A 20,931-nucleotide genomic window follows, 5' to 3' on the forward strand; every position below is an offset into this window, starting at 1 on the left:
CAACTCATGACGGCGGCATTACGCGGATTTTGTCGGCGCCCGCTCCATAGCCGGTCGCCGTGACTACTCAAGGGTGGCCTCAGGCCTGGTTTGCCGATGTGTGACAAACCATTAACCGAAGCCATCAAAACGCTGGCGGCGGTAACCGCCGCTAAGGTTTCGCTCCTGTAGGTTCACCCTGAAGAAACTCAGGGCCGGCATGCGATGAAGCGTTTCACTGGATTGAAGTTGGTAGGACCTGCGCTATTGCTCGCCGCCGTCGTGATCGCCGGGCTTGCAGCAGTTCCCTATTATGGTGTCGCGCGCCTGGATGCGGAGATCCGCGAGCGTCAGGAGACACTCGTCAAACGAAACATTTCGATCTGGATCACCGACGTCGAATTTGCCCTCACTGCTTGGACAATCTGGGACGAGTCGATCGCCAAAATCGACAACGCATTCGATCTCGAATGGACCGACCGCAACATCGGCAACTCGTTGATTGGAACGTCTCGAACCCGGTTCGTCGCCATTTTGGATGCCGAAGGCAAAATGATCTACGACAAGACCGCCGACGAAGTCGCCACGCGACCATTCTTTCATCGTGGCGCCGCCGAGATCGCTGGGGACGCAAGCGCCCTCGTTGCCCAAATTCGCGACCGCGAGCAGGGTGCAAAGGCATCAGGAATTCCCAATCCTGTTTCATTCAGCAAAATCGAGGTTATTGGAAGTGACGCCGTGCTGCTGACTGCAAGCCTCTTCCAACCGGATTTCAGAACGGCAACACCGCGCGGACCAAGCGCTCCGATCCTCATTTCGGCGATCCCGATTGCCGGCAGCTTACAGGAGTTCCTGGGTAACCGCTTCCTCCTCGATGATGCGACCATAGGCGGCCAGGCCTCCGTTCCGGACAACCGAGCCCGCGTCGAGGTCGCCGTCGGCACCGATGGGCAAAAGGAAGTCCTGTCCTGGAAGCCACCGACGCCCGCCAGGGATTTACTTTTACAATCTCTTCCCCTTGCAGCCGCAGTCATAGCCGTGCTTGTTTTTGGCGCCATATTTGTTGCGAGGATTTCGCGGCAGGCAGTGGTGTCGTTGGTCGAAGCGGAGAAGCGCATGCGACATGCAGCGACGCATGACTTCCTCACGGGGCTTTCCAATCGCACGACGATCGAAGCGCAGTTCAGTCGTCTATCCGAAATAGGAAACGTCATCGTCGTCTGCCTGGACCTCGATGGGTTCAAAGCGGTCAACGACCGGCACGGACATGCCGCCGGCGACGAGGTACTCCGGCAGGTCGCTCAACGCCTTCGATCGTCCACGAGGCATGACGACATTGTCTTCCGTCTGGGCGGTGACGAGTTCGCAATTCTGATGCCTTCGACCACACAGGTCGAAGCGGAGCTGAGTTGCCGGCGGCTTTCGTTGCTTCTCGGCCAGCCCTATGACCTCGATCACATCGAAGCGCGAATTGGCGCCTCGTTCGGTATTGATCATGCCGGTTCAGTTTCAGACCGCAGCTGTGACGAAGCCCTCAAGAGAGCCGACGAAGCGCTTTACGCGGCCAAATCGATTGGCCGCGGATCCGTGGTGACTTTTCAGGCGCAGGGCGACGCCATGCTGGCGTGCGCTTGAGGCTGAAGAGAGCATCACCGGCTCGTGACCTTCGCATCAGGCTCGCATCTTGGCGCAGGTTCATCACACTGAGCGGTTCTCGCGATATAGACTTTTTGGTCAGTCTGAAGCCGAGCGCTTGGGTCGTCGATTGAACTCCAGAAGGTCGTTAGCCGCGATATCAGCCGCGGTAAATTCGTCGCAGGCAAGGTAAGGTGTTTCTGCCAGCAGACGCGTTACCAGCTTCAGCCAGCTTTCGAACATGTCCTGCGCCAAGCACCGCCACTCTTGAAAAATTGCGCCTGCTGCCGCCTTTCCCGTCAGAGACGACCGGCGGGCTGGCACGTCATTTGCCTCTATATGCCGGCTATCCATCGGGCATGATTGCAATCGGGCCGCGAACGGTATCCGGCGCCGCTGAAAATGCCGGCTGATTCCATAACCATTTGAAATCAAATATACTATTTTTAGCTGTGCCCATTCATTGATCACGAACTCTGCTTGACACTTTTTTAACCCCTGCCTATGGTTTTTACCAAATAGTCAAAAAAAGGGGAACGACTATGAAAAATCAGCTCATCATGTCTCGCCGTACCGTTCTGGCCTCGGGCATTGCGCTCGGTGTCAGCGCGCTTTCTCCCGCCGCACGCGCCGCCGCACCGCTCAAGGTCGCCGGCATCCACGCCTCGCCGGTCGAAAATGCCTGGAACTCCTGTCTCCATGCGGCCCTTCAAGCCGCGGCGAAGGAAGGCGTCATCGAATATGTCTTCTCCGAGGGAGTCTCGGGCACCGATTACCCGCGCGCCATGCGCGAATATGCCGAACAGGGCAACAAGCTGATCATCGGCGAGGCCTATGCGGTCGAAAAGGAAGCGCGCCAGGTGGCCGCCGAATATCCCGACACCGCTTTTGTACTCGGCTCCAGCGGCAATGAGGAAGGCGACAATTTCGGCGTCTTCGGCACCTGGAACCATGACGGCGCCTATCTGGCCGGGATGCTCGCCGGCAAGATGACGAAGTCCAACGTCGTGGGTTCCGTCGGTGCGATCCCGATCCCCGAAGTCAACATGCTGATCAATGCCTTCGGCGAAGGCGTCAAGGCCGTGAACCCCGACGCCAAGCACCTCGTTGCCTTCATCGGCACGTTCTTCGACCCGCCGAAGGCGCGTGAAGCCGGCCTTGCCCAGGTCGATGCAGGCGCAGACATTCTGTTCGGCGAGCGCATCGGCACGGCGGATGCCGCCAAGGAGCGCGGCATCAAGGCTGTCGGATCGCTGATCGATTACTCGCCGCGCTATCCCGACACGGTATTCGCCAACGCGCTCTGGGGCTTCCGTCCGATCCTCAATGCGGCGATCGCCGACGTTCAGGCCGGCAAGCCTGTCGGCAAGAACTACACGGCCTTCGGCCTGATGAAGGAAGGCGGCAGCGACATCGTCTATGTGAAGGGTGTGGCCCCGGCCGATGCCGAAACAGCGATGGAAGCCAAGCGCGCCGAAATCAAGGCCGGAACCTTCGAAGTTCCGAGAAACATGGACCAGCCGAAGTAATTCTCGCCCATGTTTCAGGACGCAACCGCGCTCGCCGGGTCGATCAGGGACGGCCGGACCTCGGCAAGCGAGGCCATGCAGGCCGCTATCGACGCGGCCGCGCGTGAGGAGGCGCTTGGCGCGATTGCCTATCTCGATACCGGGATGGGCGTGGAAGCCGCGCGCCGCCTCGACGCCGAGCGGCAAGGCGAGCCCGAGCGTTTCAACGCCCGCGTCTTCGCCGGCGTGCCGACGCTCGCCAAGGATCTCGGCGGGCCGTTTGCGGGCCTGCCCGTTGCGGCCGGTTCGCGGCTCTTCGAGCGCCGGAAATCCGGTCTCGATTCCGACCTCGCCGGCCGTTTTCGCGACGCCGGTCTTGTTCCCTTCGGCCTGACCACCAGTCCGGAATTTGGCCTGTCGCTCGCCAGCGAGCCGGCGATCGGTCCGCTCTGCCGCAATCCGCTCGACCGGAACAAGACACCCGGCGGCTCGTCAGGCGGGGCGGCGGCAGCCGTTGCAGCCGGCATCGTGGCGATCGCGCATGCGACGGACGCCGGTGGATCGATCCGCGTGCCGGCAGCGTGCTGCGGGCTCGTCGGCCTGAAGCCCGGCCGCGGCGCCATGCCCGCCGGACCTTTCTTCGGCAACCATCTCGGCGGGATTGCCAGCGAAATGGCGGTCACGCGCTCCGTACGGGACGCCGCCGCCATATTCGAAGCGCTCGAAGGCCCTGCCCGCGGTCCGTTTGCGGACGCACCATCTGCGGCGCCACCGGAGCGGCCGCTGCGGATCGGCGTGCTGACCGATACGGGCGCGGCCTATCCGACCACCGCAGACCGCGTGCAGGCGGTGGAAGACGCCGCGAAGTTTCTGGAAAGCCGCGGTCACGCCATCGTAGCGCTCGCCTGGCAGGATTTTGCGCCTCTCACCGACACCAGCGCGAAAGTCTTCGGCAACATTATCGCCGCCAACCTTGCCGCCCTGATCGACGGCCTTGCTCTCGACGACGGCAAGACGGAAAAGATGACGCAGGCCTTCATCAACCGTGGACGCACCATGCCGGCACCGGAACTCTGGAAATCACTCGATGCCGGTGTGCGGGTCAGCCATGGTCTCTGGTCCCTGTTCGACAAGGTCGATGCGATTGTCACGCCGATGCTTTCAAGCGCAGCGTTGCCGATCGGCTCGTTTCCATCGGATCACGATGACACCGAGCTTCATCTCAACCGCATGACCGCCTTTGCGCCGCTCGCAGCGCTCGCCAATATATCGGGCTTTCCCGCGATCACCCTGCCCTTCGGCAAGGACGCCGACGGCCTGCCGCTGCCGGTCCAGATCGTCGCTCCGTTCAGCCAGGAGAAACTGCTGCTTTCTCTGGCCGCCACGCTGGAAGCCGACGAACGGTGGCAGCACCCCTTCAGCGTTGCAGGACTGAACGCATGAGCGAAAAGGTTCTCGAGCTCCTCGGCATCAGCAAGCGCTTCGGCGACAATCTCGCCAATGACGACATCTCGCTCGCTCTCGACAAGGGCGAGATCGTTGCCCTTCTCGGCGAGAACGGAGCAGGGAAGACTACGCTGATGAGCATCCTCTTCGGCCACTATGTGCCGGACAGCGGATCGATCCGCATTCGCGGAAAGGATATCCCGCCCGGGCGGCCGCGTGCCGCGATTGCCGCAGGCGTCGGCATGGTTCACCAGCATTTCGCGCTCGCCCCCAACCTGACCGTGCTCGAAAACGTCATGACGGGGACGGAGACGCTCTGGAATATCCGCTCGCAATCGGCTGCGGCACGCCGCAAACTTGCCGGGATAGCCGACCGCTTCGGCCTCAAGGTCGACCCGGATGCCCGTCTAGGCGATCTCTCTGTCGGCGAGCAGCAGCGCGTCGAGATCCTGAAGGCGCTGTATAACGATGCGCGCATCCTGATCCTCGACGAGCCGACGGCCGTGCTGACCAATATCGAGGCCGAGCGGCTGTTTTCGACATTGAAGGAAATGGCGCGCCAGGGCCTTTCCCTGATCTTCATTTCGCACAAGCTCGACGAGGTCATGGCCGCGGCAGATCGTATCGTCGTCTTGAGAGGCGGCAGGATGGTCGCCGAGCGCCGGGCCGTGGAGACCAGCAAGGCGGAACTTGCCGAACTGATGGTCGGGCGGCGCGTCGAGCGGCCGGTGCGCAAACCCTCGACGCCCGGCCCCGTTGCGCTTGAAGCGCGCGGCCTGACGGTCCGCATCGGCGGCGTGGACCGGCTGAAGGAGATCGGTTTCACGCTTTGCGAAGGCGAGGTTCTCGGGATCATCGGGGTCTCCGGAAACGGCCAGGCGCCTCTGGCTCAGCTTCTCTCCGGCACGCTGGCCCGCACGGGAGGCGATCTCCTGCTTTATGGCGAGCCCGTCGGCAATCTCGGCGTCAATGATGTGATTGCCGCCGGCATCGGGCGCATTCCGGAGGATCGCAACCGGGAAGGCGCGATCGGCGACATGGCCATCTGGGAGAACGCCGTACTCGAAAGGCTGCCGGAATATTCCCGCAATGGCCTGGTCGACCGAAAGGCCGGCATGGCCTTCGCCGCCGAAATCATTCAGGAATTCGACGTGCGCGGTGGAGCAGCGGCAAGCCGCACCCGGCTTCTTTCCGGGGGCAACATGCAAAAGCTGATCCTCGGACGCAATCTTCAGCGCCGTCCGCGCATCCTGATCGCTGCCCAGCCGGCACGCGGTCTCGACGAAGGCGCGGTCGCCGCGGTGCACGCCCGTATTCTCGACGCGCGCCGCGCCGGTACCGCCGTGCTGCTGATCTCCGAAGATCTGGACGAGGTGATATCGCTGGCCGACCGCATCCAGGCCATCGTCGGCGGGCGTCTGTCGCCTTCTGTCGATGCGGCGGAGGCCAATGCGCGCCGCCTCGGATTGATGATGGCGGGCGATTGGAGCCATACTGCGGAGACCCGTCATGCGCCTTGAACGCCGCGAGCATCGGCCGCTCTATCTGATGGCCGGGGCGCCGGTCGCCGCAATCATCGTTGCCCTGGCGCTGTCAGGCATTCTGATCGCCATTGCCGGTGCGCCGGTGCTGGAAGCCTACAGGCGCATCCTCATCGGCGCCTTCGGTTCGCGGCTTTCGGCAACGGAAACGCTGACGCGGGCCACACCGCTGATCCTGACCGGGCTTGCCGCCGCAGTCGCCTTTCGCGCCCGCCTCTGGAACATCGGGGCCGAGGGACAATTCTATTTCGGCGCCATCGCAGTCGCTGCCTTCGGCTCGAAACTGCTTGCCGGTCTGCCGTCCATCGCGCTCATTCCGCTGCTCCTCGTCATCGGAGCGGTCGCCGGCATGGTGCTGATCCTCGTGCCGCTCTGGCTGCGCCTGCGCTTTTCGGTCGATGAGGTCGTCACCAGCCTGCTCATGAACTTCATCGCCATTCTCTTCGTTTCGATGCTGATCGATGGCGTCCTCAAGGATCCCCTCGCCTTCGGCTGGCCGCAATCGCAGTCGGTCGCCGATCACGCCATGCTGCCGAAGCTGCTTGCCCGCTCTCGCCTCCATATCGGCCTCGCCATCGCCATCGGCCTGGCGATCGCCATCCATTTCATCCAGTCGCGCACCGTCTTCGGCATGCAGTCGCGGGCTGCCGGGCTCAATCCGCAGGGCGCCGTCTTCGCCGGCGTTTCGCTCGCCCGCACGCTGGTCAAGGTCGCCTGCATCTCCGGCGGGCTGGCTGGCCTTGCCGGTGCCATCGAGGTGATGGGCGTCAGGGGCTATGTGACCACCGATCTTTCGCCGGGCTTCGGCTATTCCGGCATCGTCGTTGCGATGCTGGCGAACCTCAATCCGATCGGCGTCATCTTCGCGGCGCTGTTTACGGCCGTGATGTTTGTCGGCGCCGACGGCATGAGCCGCAGCCTCGGCATCCCGACCTATATTGCCGACGTCACGGTCGCGCTCTCGCTTCTCACGATGGTCGTGGCACTGTTCTTCACGCAATACAGGATCCGCCGATGAGCACGCTGATCGACATCCTCGCGTCGGCCGGCCTCTGGGCGGCGATCCTCCGCATCGCGACGCCGCTGATCTTCGGCACGCTCGGCGCCCTGCTCTGCGAGCGCGCAGGCGTGCTCAATCTCGGCATCGAGGGGATCATGACCTTCGGCGCCATGATCGGCTGGCTTGCCGTCTATCACGGTACCGATCTCTCGACGGGATTGCTGGTGGCGGCACTCGCAGGCGGCCTGTTCGGATTGCTGCATTCGCTGCTGACGGTGACGCTCGGTCTTTCGCAGCATGTCACGGGCCTCGGCGTGACGCTCTTTGCCTCCAGCTTCAGCTACTATGTGTTCCGGCTGATCGTTCCGGTCGCCGGCACTCCGCCGACGATCGTGCCATTCCAGCCGATCGACATTCCCGGCCTCTCATCCCTGCCCTTCATCGGCCCGGCGCTCTTCACGCAGACGGCGCCGACCTATCTGGCGATCGCCGTCGCACTTTTGATGGGCTACGTGATCTTTCGAACCCCGATCGGGCTCGCCATCCGCATGACCGGTGAAAATCCACATGCCGCCGAGGCGCAGGGACTAAATCCTGTGCGGATCCGCTATGGCGCGATCGTCGCCGGCAGCGCTCTGATGGCCGTCGGCGGTGCCTTCCTGACCCTGTCGGCATTCAACAGCTTCTTTCCGACGATGGTGCAGGGCCGCGGCTGGATCTGCATCGCGCTCGTTGTCTTTGCATCGTGGCGGCCGGGCCGCGCGCTGTTCGGCGCCCTGCTCTTTGCCTTTTTCGATGCCTTCCAGCTCAGGCTGCAGACTGCCGTCAGCGGCGTGCCCTACCAGATCTTCCTGATGACGCCGTATATCCTGTCCATCGTCGCGCTCGCCGTGATGGCGCGGCGCGCCCGCGTGCCGCAGGCGCTGATGCAACCCTACCGCCGCGGCGAGCGATAATTTCCGAAGAGGAGCCACCCATGTTCGATCTGATCATCCGCGATGCCAACCTGCCTGATGGACGCAAGGGAATGGACATCGCCGTTTCCGGCGGCCTGATCGCGGCAGTCGAGAAGACTATCGAAGCACCGGCCGGCGAGGAGATCATGGCGACCAATCGCCTGGTCTCGTCACCCTTCATCGATCCGCATTTCCACATGGATGCGACGCTGTCGCTCGGCCTGCCGCGCATGAATGTCTCGGGCACATTGCTCGAAGGCATTGCGCTCTGGGGCGAGTTGCGGCCGATCGTGACGAAGGAGGAACTGGTCGAGCGCGCACTCAGATATTGCGACCTCGCCGTCAGCCAGGGCCTGCTCTTCATCCGCAGCCATGTCGACACCTCTGATCCGAGATTGGTGACGGCGGAGGCCCTGCTCGAGGTCAAGGAGCGGGTGAAGCCCTATATCGACCTGCAGCTCGTCGCCTTCCCGCAGGATGGGTACTACCGCGCCGCCGACGGGGTCGCTTCGCTCAATCGCGCCCTCGACATGGGCGTCGATATCGTCGGCGGCATTCCGCATTTCGAACGCACGATGGATGAAGGGCGCCTATCGGTGCAAGCGCTCTGCCGCATCGCCGCCGACCGCGGCCTGCCGGTCGACATGCATTGCGACGAAACCGACGACCCTCACTCGCGCCATATCGAAACGCTTGCCGCCGAAACAGTCCGTTTCGGCCTGCAGGGCCGGGTGGCCGGCTCGCATCTGACCTCGATGCATTCGATGGACAACTACTATGTCTCGAAGCTCATTCCCCTGATGGCCGAGGCGAGGATCAACGTCATCCCGAACCCGCTGATCAACATCATGCTGCAGGGCCGGCATGACACCTATCCCAAGCGCCGCGGCATGACGCGCGTACGCGAGCTGATGGATGCCGGGCTCAACGTATCCTTCGGGCACGACTGCGTCATGGACCCCTGGTATTCGATGGGCTCCGGCGACATGCTGGAGGTCGGCCACATGGCGATCCATGTGGCGCAGATGGCGGGCGTGGAGGACAAGAAGAAGATTTTCGAGGCCCTGACCGTCAACTCGGCAAAAACGCTTGGGCTCGAAGGCTATGGGCTGGACAAGGGCTGCAAGGCCGACCTCGTCATCCTTCAGGCGGCCGATCCGCTGGAAGCGCTTCGCCTCAAGCCGGTCCGCCTGGCCGTTATCAAGGGCGGAAAGGTGATCGCGCGCACCGCGCCTCGGATCACAACCATATCGATCGACGGGCGGCCGCAGGCAATAGACATCGGGCTCGACTATATTCCCAGGGCCTAGCCGCGCCTGCGCGTAAGAAGCGTTAGGATCTCGCGCTTGCCTGTGCGACGGAAGCCTGATGCCCGGTTTGCCTGTCGCCACCGCCTGCCCACAGGGCGAGCATGATCACCGCAGCGATCAGATAGAAGATCTTGTTCGAGAGATTGCGCAGGGATTTGTTGGCGCGCGTGCATTCGAAATGGGGTTGCAAGGGCTTGGTCCGGTGGATCGAAGTCGCGGAACTTAATGTTTTAGTCCCGCCAAATAAATAGCCAATCCCGAAAGCCTTGCATGCGCTGAGTGAATAGCTTTACGTCCAACGACGATAGGAGACCTGTCTATTTTACGATGACATCAATAACCGAGAGAGCCTGGGACGAGCTTGCAAACGCCGCGCGCAGCAGGTCGCCCTTCAACTTCCTTCAGCTCGCGACATCCGGGCTCGACGGCTCACCGCAGCTGCGCACCGTCGTGCTCCGGCGCTGTGATCCGAAGGAGGCAACGATTACGTTCATCACCGACACCAGATCGCCAAAGGCAATCGAGATCGGCCGCGACCCGCGCGTTTCACTCCTCGGCTTCGATCCCGCCCGAATGATCCAGCTACGGCTCTCCGGCAATGCTCAACTCATCACCGACGAGCAAAAGCGGCACGAGATCTGGGCAGCACTGCCGGAGCGAACCACCGCACTTTTCAAAATGCCTCTGGCTCCCGGAACTGCCATTAGCGATGACGGCGATGCATTGCATCGCGCCGCCCTCGACAATCCGGACGTGGCATTCGCGAGACTGGCGGTTATCATCGTTCGTCTCTCTCGCCTCGAATGGCTGGACGTCAGCGGCGAAAATCACCTGCGTTGGGCGAACGAGCTGACGGCCAGTGGCTGGAAAGACGTGAGGCTGTCACCCTGAGAAATGCGCGACTTTCGTCGCGCATCTGCCGTTTTCCAAAGCAATCGACAAGCAAGGCGACAGGGTGTCCGCGCGTATCGCGCCTGGAATTGAAACCGCAAGCAGGCGATTTTCTTTCCCCCACCGCCACGACGGTGAGTAAGCTACTGCTGATCTCCGGCGCGGAAAAGCATCGGACAGTCGCGGCGCTCGCGGCTTGATCGGCCATCGCCGGCCTTCTGCACATAGCTCCTCATTCGCCTGCGTGAACGATGGTGCATGCCCAACGGTCCTGCACGAAACGCGAAACCGCCTTCTGCAACTCGCGATCCTCCGGCGTCCCGCCCATGAAGCCGCCATGCGGCATGGCCTCGAAGACATGCAACTCTGCTTTGACGCCAGCGGCTATCAAGGCGCGATGCATGCGAACGGTGTTCGACAGAAAGAGATCGCGCGTGCCAGTCTGGAGAAAGGTCGCCGGCAGTCCCTTGAGATCCCCGAACAGGGGCGAGACGTAGGGGTGCTTCAGGTCTGCACCATTGGCATAGAGCAGATTGCTGGACATCAGTGAGCCGGGCAGCACGACGTCAACCATCCTGTTGGTTTCAAAACTGTCGCCCGATTCCGTCAGGTCGGCCTGCGGGGATAGCAATACCAAGCCGGACGGCATCGGAAGCCCTTCATCGCGCGCTCGCAGCATCAACGCCGCCGCGAGATTACCTCCGGCCGACCGGCCGCCGACAACGATGTCGTCAGGTGCATGCCGCTCAAGAATGTAGCGATAGGCCGCGACGCAGTCGTCGAGTGCGGCGGGATAGGGATGCTCGGGCGGCATCCGGTAGTCGACGCCATAGCAGAGCACTCCATGCTGGTCCGCCTGCATCCGGGCGCCGGCCAGGCAGGCCTCTCCACCGCCGAACACAAGCGCACCGCCATGGAGATCGAGATAGGCGCGAGCGGGATCGAACGTTTTATGCGGGATCGCGACATGGATCGTTGCCTCGCCCACTTTGATGGTATCCGCACTGGAATGCAGATTTCCGGCGAGCCTTGCCACCGCCGCCGAATATTGCATGTCGACGGCGGCTTTGATCTTCATCCATCCATCCCGGTCATCCGGGCTCGGCATGCTGTGCAAGGCGTTGAGCGGCACGCCATCCTCCCGTACCATCCGCTCAAGCACAGCCAGAGCCTCCTTGCTGATCGAGGTGGGAAACGGCACCTGACGCGCCTGCACTGCTACACCGTGCTTCTGATCGTCCATATTCTCCAGGCCTTCAATATGCATGCATCAGTGCGCCGCCGTCTTCGCGGCTTGCGCACTTCGCCAAGGTTCCACGTCGGAAAAGCCCTATATTATCGTCACTACGCTCGGACAATGCCGGACAGCCCGAAGATGCTGGTCGCTCGGGGCGGCGCCTCACCCGCCCCGAAGTCGAAATCAGTTCGCCGTGGAGACGGAGCCGGCGAAAGCGGACAGGTCGCGGTTGAAGCGGGCGGCTTCTTCGAGGAACGGTGCGTGACCCGAGTTGGCGTAGATCTCTGTCCGGATTTTCGGATTGAGTTCGCGGGCCCGATCGATGCTGGGCTGGACCTTCACGAGATTGTCCTTACCTCCATAGAGCAGCAAAACCGGAACCTGTGCCTTGGGAAGGCCTTGCGCGACGGAGACCGTCATCGAGGGTGTCGCCTTCGTCATGACCCATGAGGCCATGGCGGCATTTGACAGCAGGCGTTCGAATGTCGCCCTGTCGGGCTGCGTTTCGAAGCAAAGGCTGAGGAATGTGCGTACCGCATCGAGATGTGTTCTGAGGTCGTCAGATGCCATCCCGGCATAGACCTGCGGATGCGATGTGATGAGCTCGGCATTGAGATCGATAACACCGTCCACATAGACGATGCCGCCTATGCCACCGTCCCCGTAAGCAGCGAGGTAGTTGGAAAGGACGACACCGCCCAGCGACCATCCGACGAGAACGGGGTTTTTCGCGCCGCTTGCCTTGAGTACCACCGAAAGATCGTCGGCCCAGCGGCGGCCATCGTGGTAGAAGTCTACCCCGTCAGGCTTTCCGGACAGACCATGCCCGCGCATGTCGTAGCTGATCAGGCGGAATTGCTGCAGATCGGCGCTGCCAGTCTGCTTGTCCCAGTTGAGATGGCTGCCAAGCAAGCCGTGGATGAAGACGATCGGCCTCCCGGCTGGATTGCCGGTTTCCTGCACGGCAATGTCGATACCGTCGGGTGCCTTGACGGTGTAGTCTTTCTCCGCGGCCATCGCGACGGATGACAGACCGAGCAGGATGACGGATGTCAGCATCCCACGGACGGCTTTTACAATTTTCTCTCTTTTCATGACGCACTTCTTCGTTCGCGGAAGGCGAGGCTTCCGCGTTGGTTGGATCGATTTGATCGGCTCGTGATCTGGCCTGCGGCTCCAGCGCGCCAGAATGGCTTCCGGAACCGCAACCGCTTGTCTTTAGTGACCGCTAAAAACTACAGGCTTGATTTTTGATGTCAACTTGTTTTTAGTGATCGCTATGGATAAGACAATCAAGCGGCGCCGCGGAGGCCCGCGTACTTTTGACAGAGCACAGGCGGTGGACACCGCAATGCACCTCTTCTGGCGGCATGGATACGAGGGCGTTTCTCTAAACGATCTCACCGAGGCGATTGGCGTCGCTCCCCCGAGCATCTATTCCGCTTTCGGCAGCAAGGCCGGCCTCTACCGGGAGGCGCTCGACCATTACTTCGGCCTTCCGGGTGCCTTGAAGGATCTGGGAGAGAAGGAAACGCTTGCCGAAACCGTCGACACCCTTTTCGCCAGGGCCGTCGATGCAGTCGTTGATCCCGCAGGCGAGCGCGGATGCATGATTTCGAGCGGCATGCTGCAAACTGCGGCCGAACATTCCGATCTGGCGAAAGAGCTCGCCGATAGGCGCAATGAGATGCGTCTCGCGATTGCCGGAGCACTGCAGCGTTGGCTGCCCGAAGATCGAGCTGCGTCCGTTGCCCGCTACATTCTTGCTGTTCTTCAGGGCTTGTCGGTACAGGCCCGGGACGGCAGCACGCGCGAAGAGCTCAAGGAGGTAACGAAGGTGGCGAGCGCCGGAGTTCAAGCGATGATTGGCTAGGCGCCGGCATCCTCGCGATGCCTCCGCTCATCGAGCAGTCCTTGATTTCAGGGTTCGCTTCTTCGGATGAGCTCGATGCCGTTTGCGCTGGCCCATTGGCCGATATCCTGCTTCGTCAGAGCGGTCGCCATCAGATCGGGGAACTGATCCGGCGTGCAGGCAAAGACCGGGCAGTCCATTGCAGCAATCGCACCGGCGTGACGGCTATCGTAGCTTGGCCGGCCGTCGTCGGAGAGCGCCAGGAGCACGATGACGTTGACGCCGGATTGTTTCAGCGCCGCCACTCGTCCCAGCATGGCGTCTGCATCGCCGCCCTCGTAGAGATCGGTGATCAGCACCAGATGCGTCTTGGCTGGCCGGTCGATCTTGGTCTCGCAATAGGCAAGTGCGGCATTGATATCCGTGCCGCCGCCGAGCTGAACGCCGAAGAGCACCTGGACCGGATCGGCAAGATTCTCGGTGAGGTCGACGATCGAGGTGTCGAAGCAGACCAGCTTCGTCGACAGAACCGGCAGCGAAGCCATGACCGCAGCAAAGATCGAGGCATAGACGACCGATGGCGCCATCGAGCCCGACTGGTCGACGCAGAGCAGGACATGGTCGAGATCGACGCGCGTTCGCGTCTTGCGGGCAAAGCCGACAAGCGTCTCCGGTACGACCGTATTGTAGTCCTTCTGATAGTGGCGGAGATTGGCGCGGATGGTGCGCGGCCAGTCGATATCGGCATGCCGCGGCCGGTGCGTTCGCTTAGAGCGGTTCACCGCACCGGTCAGCTTCTCCACCGTCTTGGATTGCAGCCGTTTCATCAGGTCGGCGACTACCTTGTCGACAACGGTGCGGGCGGTCTCCATGGTCTTTTCCGGCATGGCGCCACGCAGCGAGATCAGATCGGCGACGAGGTGGACGTCCGGTTCCAGGGTTTCCAGGAACTCCGGCTCCATCATCAGCGCCTTGAGGTTCAGGCGCTCGAAGGCATCCTTCTGGATGACCTGCACGACCGGCGTCGGAAAGAATTCGCGGATATCGCCAAGCCAGCGGGAGACCTTCGGCGAAGAAGCCCCGAGCCCGCCGCGCCCCTTCTTGCCCTCGCCATCATAGAGAGCCGACAGTGCCTGGCTCAGCCGCCGATCGCGTTCGCCAAGCCCTCCCATATCGTCATCGCCGAGAGCAAGCTTCCAGCGGCGGGTCTGTTCGGAGGTCATTGGCTCATTCCCAGAATGTGCTTCAGAAGCGGCAAGGCGCGTTCGAAGGCGGAATCGTCCGAGGTTTCGGCTTGGGTAGACAAGGTTTCTCTTCGTCCGCCGGCGATACGTTCCATGATCCGTTTGCGGCCGCTCGCATCGAAGCCGGACATGGCGCGGCGCAGAAGCGGCAAGCTTTCGACGAAGACCGCCTCGTCCAGCCCGCAAAGCCACTCGTCGATCAGCAAGAGCAACGTCTGATCCTGGATCAGAACCTCTGCCGAGCCTGCGATAAAGGCTTCGATGAAGGGGCCAGCGCGTGCTGGCGCCTCGCCGACGATCTGGCGGGAAAAGGCTGCTGAAACCCGTTGCCTATCCCAGATGCCGAGATCGGGCAGCCGGCGCAGGCTGAAGCCGACGGCTGGCGCCACCGCCTGTTCGTCATCGACCAGCAGCGCAAGCTGGCGGCGCCATTCCGCCAGCAGCGCGGCATCGCTGAAAAGGCCAAGCGCTTCGTCGAAGGCGCGCATCGCGCTCATGCGTTTCGACGTCGCGTCCTCATCCAGCTGGCGTGAACCGATGCGCACGCCGGCATTCACCTCGACGCTGATCGCGGTGACCAGCGCCCGCAGCTCCCGCTCCGGCAGCTTGCGGGCGGTGCCATAGCGCACGATGCGCACAAGCGGCGGCACCGCATTCATGAGATCGGTAATGTCGTTGCTCTGGACAGCCGCAGCCTGCAGAAGACCGATGCAGGCACTTGCCGCATCAGGAAGATCGGCGACAAGGGCACCCCGCACCAGATCCGAAAGCGGCGCGATACCTTCCGCCTTCCGGCCGCGATCGATCGTTGCGGCCGCGGCAGCCTGCTCGATCGTCAGACCCCAGACAAGCGCTTCGGCCAGTGCCACCGACATATCCGGAGACCAGGTGAGGCGCCAAATTTCGCGATATGTCCCTCTTCCGGCTTCCGCATCGATCAGCCGCCCCCACTGGATGCCGATCAGGTTCAGGCGATGCAGGAAGGTGGATTTCAGCAGGCCCGCCTCGCTGCGCAGGTCGAGCTTTATCTCGCTCACCGCCTCTTCCGGCTTCAGTCGCGTCCTCTTGCACCAGGCCTCGAAATCCCTGGCGAGCGGCATCTGAGGCACCGCCTCGTCGATTTCGCCGATGCGGTTTCCCATGTAGAGTTTGCGCTCGATCATCGCGAGCTGCAGGCCGTCGCCATGGCAGAGCGACGACAGAGAGGCATCCCGCATTTCGGCCAGGCCTGGCATGCTCAGACCCCGCATGCTAGCGAGCCCAAGTGCAAGCCGCGCCGCCTCGATGGCCGAGGCCGTGGAGGCATCGAAACCTTCCTGCCGCAAAAGGGTTGCGGTCCGTGCCTGCCAGACGGCGGCAAAGGCTTCCGGGCCATCATGCCGATCGCCGGAATAGAGCCCCCAGAGATGCCGGTACCAGCCAGGCGAGATGACGCCCGCGCCATAGCCCGACGCATAGCTGAGACGCCCGTCGCTCCACGGCGCCCAGGTTGCCTCCACCTTGATCTTCGGTAGATCCTTGACGATGGCGCGGTCCTCGGCAGCCGTCGTTTCCTCACGAAGCCCGCCGATATGCCAGGCGCCGACCACGACCGCGACCTCGCCCTCATGGCTCTTCAGCGCATCGCGGATATGCCCGCGCATGAAGGCCTCCCGGCGGCTCTCGCGCAGCCGTTGCCGATCACTCATGCCTCCGGCATCCGACTGGTATTGACGCGCTTCCGTCATGGCGGTTTCGATGGCGGCAAATATCTCGAGCGGCGACTGGCCGCCGCCATGCTGCTCGATCAGCCCATTCCAGAAACTCTCGCCGTCGCCATATCCGGCCGCTTCCGCCAGGAGATCGAGCGGGTCGAAGCGGAGTGCCGAGCCCTCATCCGCTGCGGCATCACTCCCTTCGTCCTGCACCTCGTGGGGTTTCTCGAGGGTCGAGCGGGCCTCCTCCTTGGCTGCCTTGGCAAGCGCGAGGGACACGGAAGCCGGCCAATCGATGAAGCGTACGGCGCGGCCACGGGCGAGCGCCCATTGCATCGCAACCCATTCCGGCGAGAATTCCGCGAAAGGCGCGAATACGGCATTTGCCGGCTCGTCCGCAGCATAGAACAGCATCGCCAGCGGTGGCTTCATGCCGGGCAGCGCCGCATACTGGATGAGTGCATCCCCCTCCGGCGCGCCCTCGATCAAAACGCAGGCGGGATCGAGGGCGTCGAGCGCGCCCTTGAGAAGCGCCGCCGAGCCCGGTCCGTGATGGCGGATGCCGAAGAGATGCGCCTTTCGCTTGGCAGCCATCAGATCACCTCGCGGATGGCCTCGTAGAGATCGCTCCAGCCGTCGCGCGTGCGCACCACGGTTTCCAGATATTCGGACAGCGCCACGCTGTCCTGCACCGGATCCTTGACCACAGCACCGACGATGTTGGTGGCAAGCGCATTGGCATCGATCCGGCCGTTGCCGAAATAGGCCGCCTCCGTCCAGGCCGAGACGCCGACGGAAATGGCTTCCGCCGTCGAGAGCGTACCGGTCGAGGTCTTGAGCTTGGTCTTGCCGTTCAGCGTCTTGCCATCGCGAATTTCGCGGAACAAGGTGACGACGCGCGCCAGCTCCTTGTCGGCCGGTTGGATTGGCGGCAGGCTGAGATTGGTGCCGATCTCGCCGACACGCTTCACGACAATCTGCGTTTCCTCATCGAGCGAGCTCGGCGACGGCAGCACGACGACGTTGAAACGCCGCTTCAGCGCCGAGGAGAGATCGTTGACGCCCTTGTCACGATTGTTCGCGGTGGCGATGATATTGAAGCCGCGTTCCGCGCCGATGGCGATATCGAGTTCCGGTACGGGCAACGTCTTTTCGGAAAGCACGGTGATCAGCGTGTCCTGCACATCCGAGCCCATGCGGGTCAGCTCTTCGAGCCGCAAGAGCGTGCCCTCCTCCATCGCCCGCACCAGCGGTGTCTTGACGAGAGCCTCGGGCGAAGGCCCTTTGGCCAGAAGCAGGGCGTAGTTCCAGCCATAGCGGATCTGGTTTTCGTCAGTGCCGGCCGTGCATTGGATGAGACGCTGCGACGAACCGGAGATCGCTGCGGCGAGGTGTTCTGAAACCCACGATTTGGCAGTGCCCGGAAGCCCGAGCAGCAATAGCGCCCGGTCGGTCGCCAGCGTCGCGACAGCGGTTTCGATCAGCCGTCGATTGCCGACATATTTGGCGGTGATCGCGGTTCCATCGGATGCCTTTCCGCCCAGCAGATAGGTCACCACGGCCTGCGGAGACAGTTTCCAGTTGCTCGGCCGCGGGCGATCGTCGCCCTTTGCAAGCGCGGCCAGCTCGCCGGCATAGATTTCTTCCGCGGGGCGGCGAAGGTGGGCTTCAGACATGGTCGGTCTCCAGGCTATTCATAAGATCGAGGAAAAGAATGGCGTTGCCGGTTTTGGCGGGGTCGAGCGCAGCGAACTCCGTTCGCAAGGCCGGACGCATCGCCGGCGGACACATGGCGGCCATGTCGTCGATGATATCCGCATCGTAGCCGGCATTTGGCTTGCGAAGGGCAAGCCATGGCTTGGATCTCAGCACATCGGCGAACATCTTCTCAGTTGCTTCTGCGGCCAACAGCATCGCCATGCGACGTATCACCCATGGCGTCGTATCGCTTCCCCATCTGTCCGGCCGGAAGACATGGGCAACCCAGGCGCGCCGCATGTCCTGATTGTAGTCGGCCAGCGCTTCATCATCCGTCGCATCCACCAGCGCCCAGGCATCGGGCAGATGGCCGTCGGTGACCATTTCCACGACATCGAGCCGCCCGTCCTGTGTTGCCATGAGAAAGAAGGCCAGCAGCAGATCGTTCTGCTTTTCAGCGGCAGCAATCATGGCCTCCACCGAGAGCGACAGCGCACCGGCAAGCATCTCAAGGCCGATCGGCCCGAAGGCTTGATTGAGCCAGGCCCTCTTGGTGTGATCCCGCACGGTCGCAGGCAGTTCCAGCGTCAGAACCGTCTTCTTGAATATGAGCCCGGATTTCGAAACCTTGATGCGCTCCACCACCTCGCGCAGGGCAGGATCGCTGCCCTCGAAACCAGGCAGTTTCACGATCAATCTCTGCGCCAGCGCGCGAACACGCGGTGCGCGATCCTTTTCGAGGCTCTTCAGGAACGGTGCATCGGCTTCCGAAAGACGCTCACGAAAGGCGCCAAGCAAACGGAAGCGGCTATCGGCATCCTCCGTTTTCCAGACCGCTTCGACCAGCGCCCTCGCCGCGTCCGGATCGATTGCCCGGCGGCCGCTGATATATCCCGCCTTCACCGCCGGCGTCGCAAGCATCCAGTTTTCGTCGCTCAGGCGATCGGGCGCGAAGTAATTCTGCTTCTGAGCGACCGGCTTCTCCCGCTCGGAAAAGCAAGCGCTTCCGCACCGAGATCTTCCGCATGGGCTTTCACGAAGGTTTCCAGCTTCGGCAGATCGAAGGGATGCAGCCTCAGCTTCCGTTCGACAAGCTTTCGCACGATCGCGGCGGACAGCGATGCCGATGCCTGGCCCTTGCCCGTCATAAGACGGATCAGAAGTTTGCGCGCCGCGTCCGGCATGATCGTGGCGTTGTGCGCAATCACATCCTCGACCTGGAACTGCAGCGGCTGCGGCGGACGGTCAAACCGCAGGGCCTGAGCGGCCAATGCGAGAGCCTGCAGGGGATCCGTCGCGCCGATCGCGTCAAGCGGCAGGCCATCGCGGGCGCCGGTAAGAAGCTTCGGCAGAATTGCGGTCTTCAGTCTTCCTCTGATCATGCTGTCCACCGTCCCAGTGCCGTCTCCGACCAGCAAAGCGTCAGCTCACTGCCATCCCAGAGGGCGGCCCCATCAATCGTCTCGAATTGCAGCAGCGGCCAGCTGACAGTCGATTGCGACCTTGCGACAGGAAGGCTGATCTCGTCGCCATGCAGGTAGAAAGCATCGCCCGATCGCCTGAGCCGTGCCCCGCGAAACATCATCGGATATTCCTGGAGCCAGGGCTTTTCGATCAGCCCGTCTTCATACAATCCGTAGGCTGCGGCCAGATTCTGCTCTGGGAGAGCCAAAGGCGCATCGGAAGGCTCCGCGCCGGTCAGTTGATTGGCGATCAATGCACGGAGCGCCACGCTCGCGGGGTAGAAGACCAATTCGGCCTCGAAGGCATCGCCGAGGCTATAACCACTTGAAGACGCTCCGGTCGACACCGGGACATATTCGATGAGGACCGCCTGCCGGTCATCGCCCTGAAGCCAGGTCTCGATCCGCCGCAACTTGTCGGGCTGCACCTCGCTGCGGACCGCCCAGACCCGCCATGTTCCCGAAACACGCAGAGCCTGCTTGTCTTCCAGTAGCGCCTCTCGCGTGACGTTCCAGCCGACCAGCTGCCGGATATCATGGCGCATGGGTTCGGAGAGATCATTTTGCCGGCGGTAGGCCTCAGCAAGCAGGTGCAGCATGCCAAGCTCGCGTATCGCGGCCATCGGACGCTCTGCGTCGGGGAGCGCAAACAGGCGGCTGGGCATCGTATCCATCCGAAGCGCCAGACCGGCTGCCTTTGCATCGAACAGACGCTGAGCCATAACCCGGCAGACGGCAGACGCCTTTGCCGGAAAGGCCGCAAGCCCAGCATCCGTCTGGTCGGCAAGCCAGATATCCAGTTCGTCAAGACCGTTTGTGATCGACGTCTCGCGTTCGAGCCGATTGCGCTCGCGGGCCGCCGCCGCCCGGGCTTCCGCCTTGGGATCGGCCTCAGCCTCAATCTCCTCGATGGCCGAGATCGAAGCCTTGGGCTTTTCGGGTGTGGCCGCCGGTGACGCGGCCGATGGACCGCGACGGCGCACAAGCCAGTCGTTCACCCAGTCCGGCACCGGCCGCTCCTGAAAATCCACCTTGCCCTCGACCCGCATCCACATCAGGGCGAGAGAATGCTTGCAGGGAAATTTCCGGCTCGGACAGCTGCACTTATAGCCGGCATCGGCCTCGGTCACCGAGATCCTGTAGGGGGGTCGCTCCCGAACCCTGGCACTCCCCCCAGATGAGCCCGGCGCGATCCTCGGCAATCGTCGGCCAGCTCGAAGGCTTCAGAAGCTTCTTCGCCGCTGCCAATGAGCCTTGATCCGGTGCAAGCTCCTCGATTTTTGCCAGCGTCAGACCCAAACGAAACCTCCGAACCGCCTACTTTCAGCTGCATCTCAAAAGAGGCGTAGCGGGCAACCACGACGCCAAGTTGACGAGACCCGAACAGACATGGAATCGCTTTACAATCGGTGAAGGGGCGGATGCCATCCGCAAGTTTCGGCTGAGCGTTCGGCGTGCTGTCCGAGCACCGATTGCG

At 62.5% G+C, this 20,931-nt stretch carries 18 protein-coding genes; 9 read left to right on the forward strand and 9 right to left on the reverse strand.

The genetic code is table 11. The features are described from left to right. Positions 1 to 204 precede the first annotated feature (204 nt). A complete protein-coding gene (locus tag ABIE40_RS21260; protein ID WP_199625640.1) occupies positions 205 to 1,614 on the forward strand; it encodes a sensor domain-containing diguanylate cyclase in 1,410 nt (469 codons plus the stop codon). 99 nt (positions 1,615 to 1,713) lie between these two features. Here the strand turns inward: ABIE40_RS21260 and ABIE40_RS21265 are convergent, their stop codons facing one another. Further along, positions 1,714 to 2,085, reverse strand: coding sequence for a glutathione binding-like protein (locus tag ABIE40_RS21265; protein ID WP_199625641.1), 372 nt, complete (start codon positions 2,083 to 2,085; stop codon positions 1,714 to 1,716). A 71-nt stretch (positions 2,086 to 2,156) separates the two neighbouring features. Between ABIE40_RS21265 and ABIE40_RS21270 the strand changes: the two genes are divergently transcribed. The 7 genes from ABIE40_RS21270 to ABIE40_RS21300 all read left to right on the forward strand — a co-directional run bounded on the left by ABIE40_RS21270 (position 2,157) and on the right by ABIE40_RS21300 (position 10,266). After that, a complete protein-coding gene (locus tag ABIE40_RS21270; RefSeq protein ID WP_199625642.1) occupies positions 2,157 to 3,143 on the forward strand; it encodes a BMP family protein in 987 nt (328 codons plus the stop codon). A gap of 9 nt (positions 3,144 to 3,152) precedes the next feature. After that, positions 3,153 to 4,565 (forward strand): amidase, encoded by a 1,413-nt coding sequence (locus ABIE40_RS21275; RefSeq protein ID WP_199625643.1) that lies wholly within the window; start codon positions 3,153 to 3,155, stop codon positions 4,563 to 4,565. Continuing rightward, positions 4,562 to 6,088 (forward strand): ABC transporter ATP-binding protein, encoded by a 1,527-nt coding sequence (locus ABIE40_RS21280; protein WP_199625644.1) that lies wholly within the window; start codon positions 4,562 to 4,564, stop codon positions 6,086 to 6,088. The genes ABIE40_RS21275 and ABIE40_RS21280 overlap by 4 nt, the downstream gene beginning before the upstream one ends. Continuing rightward, positions 6,078 to 7,127, forward strand: coding sequence for an ABC transporter permease (locus tag ABIE40_RS21285; protein ID WP_199625645.1), 1,050 nt, complete (start codon positions 6,078 to 6,080; stop codon positions 7,125 to 7,127). Before ABIE40_RS21280 ends, ABIE40_RS21285 begins: the two co-directional genes overlap by 11 nt. Beyond that, a complete protein-coding gene (locus ABIE40_RS21290) occupies positions 7,124 to 8,065 on the forward strand; it encodes an ABC transporter permease (protein ID WP_199625646.1) in 942 nt (313 codons plus the stop codon). Before ABIE40_RS21285 ends, ABIE40_RS21290 begins: the two co-directional genes overlap by 4 nt. 20 nt (positions 8,066 to 8,085) lie before the next feature. Then, on the forward strand, positions 8,086 to 9,375 hold the full coding sequence (locus tag ABIE40_RS21295) for an amidohydrolase family protein (protein ID WP_199625647.1): 1,290 nt from the start codon (positions 8,086 to 8,088) through the stop codon (positions 9,373 to 9,375). 279 nt (positions 9,376 to 9,654) lie between these two features. Then, positions 9,655 to 10,266: a pyridoxamine 5'-phosphate oxidase family protein gene (locus ABIE40_RS21300; RefSeq protein WP_199625648.1), complete on the forward strand. Its 612-nt coding sequence runs from the start codon at positions 9,655 to 9,657 to the stop codon at positions 10,264 to 10,266. 232 nt (positions 10,267 to 10,498) lie between these two features. Here the strand turns inward: ABIE40_RS21300 and ABIE40_RS21305 are convergent, their stop codons facing one another. Both ABIE40_RS21305 and ABIE40_RS21310 read right to left on the reverse strand, forming a co-directional pair. Further along, positions 10,499 to 11,509: an alpha/beta hydrolase gene (locus tag ABIE40_RS21305; RefSeq protein WP_199625649.1), complete on the reverse strand. Its 1,011-nt coding sequence runs from the start codon at positions 11,507 to 11,509 to the stop codon at positions 10,499 to 10,501. 177 nt (positions 11,510 to 11,686) lie between these two features. Continuing rightward, a complete protein-coding gene (locus ABIE40_RS21310; RefSeq protein WP_199625650.1) occupies positions 11,687 to 12,598 on the reverse strand; it encodes an alpha/beta fold hydrolase in 912 nt (303 codons plus the stop codon). A 148-nt stretch (positions 12,599 to 12,746) separates the two neighbouring features. On the opposite strand from ABIE40_RS21310, the gene ABIE40_RS21315 reads away from it, so the two are divergent. Further along, complete coding sequence (locus ABIE40_RS21315; protein ID WP_354541102.1) at positions 12,747 to 13,376, forward strand: TetR/AcrR family transcriptional regulator; 630 nt, start codon at positions 12,747 to 12,749, stop codon at positions 13,374 to 13,376. A 47-nt stretch (positions 13,377 to 13,423) separates the two neighbouring features. On the opposite strand, the gene ABIE40_RS21320 is transcribed toward ABIE40_RS21315, so the two are convergent. From ABIE40_RS21320 to ABIE40_RS21345, 6 genes are read right to left on the reverse strand one after another with little or no spacing between them, the layout of a single operon-like run. Next, positions 13,424 to 14,578, reverse strand: coding sequence for a VWA domain-containing protein (locus tag ABIE40_RS21320; RefSeq protein ID WP_199625651.1), 1,155 nt, complete (start codon positions 14,576 to 14,578; stop codon positions 13,424 to 13,426). Beyond that, a complete protein-coding gene (locus ABIE40_RS21325; protein WP_199625652.1) occupies positions 14,575 to 16,887 on the reverse strand; it encodes a DUF5682 family protein in 2,313 nt (770 codons plus the stop codon). The genes ABIE40_RS21320 and ABIE40_RS21325 overlap by 4 nt, the downstream gene beginning before the upstream one ends. Then, positions 16,887 to 17,969 (reverse strand): ATP-binding protein, encoded by a 1,083-nt coding sequence (locus tag ABIE40_RS21330; protein WP_112714691.1) that lies wholly within the window; start codon positions 17,967 to 17,969, stop codon positions 16,887 to 16,889. Before ABIE40_RS21330 ends, ABIE40_RS21325 begins: the two co-directional genes overlap by 1 nt. Beyond that, positions 17,962 to 18,912, reverse strand: coding sequence for a DUF5691 domain-containing protein (locus ABIE40_RS21335; RefSeq protein WP_354541103.1), 951 nt, complete (start codon positions 18,910 to 18,912; stop codon positions 17,962 to 17,964). Before ABIE40_RS21335 ends, ABIE40_RS21330 begins: the two co-directional genes overlap by 8 nt. A 14-nt stretch (positions 18,913 to 18,926) precedes the next feature. After that, positions 18,927 to 19,373, reverse strand: a complete 447-nt coding sequence (locus tag ABIE40_RS21340; protein WP_199625654.1) for a hypothetical protein — start codon at positions 19,371 to 19,373, stop codon at positions 18,927 to 18,929. Further along, positions 19,370 to 20,656 (reverse strand): SWIM zinc finger family protein, encoded by a 1,287-nt coding sequence (locus ABIE40_RS21345; protein ID WP_199625655.1) that lies wholly within the window; start codon positions 20,654 to 20,656, stop codon positions 19,370 to 19,372. The genes ABIE40_RS21340 and ABIE40_RS21345 overlap by 4 nt, the downstream gene beginning before the upstream one ends. Positions 20,657 to 20,931: the final 275 nt, after the last annotated feature.

Source organism: Rhizobium sp. OAE497, from assembly GCF_040546565.1.
Lineage (GTDB): Bacteria > Pseudomonadota > Alphaproteobacteria > Rhizobiales > Rhizobiaceae > Rhizobium.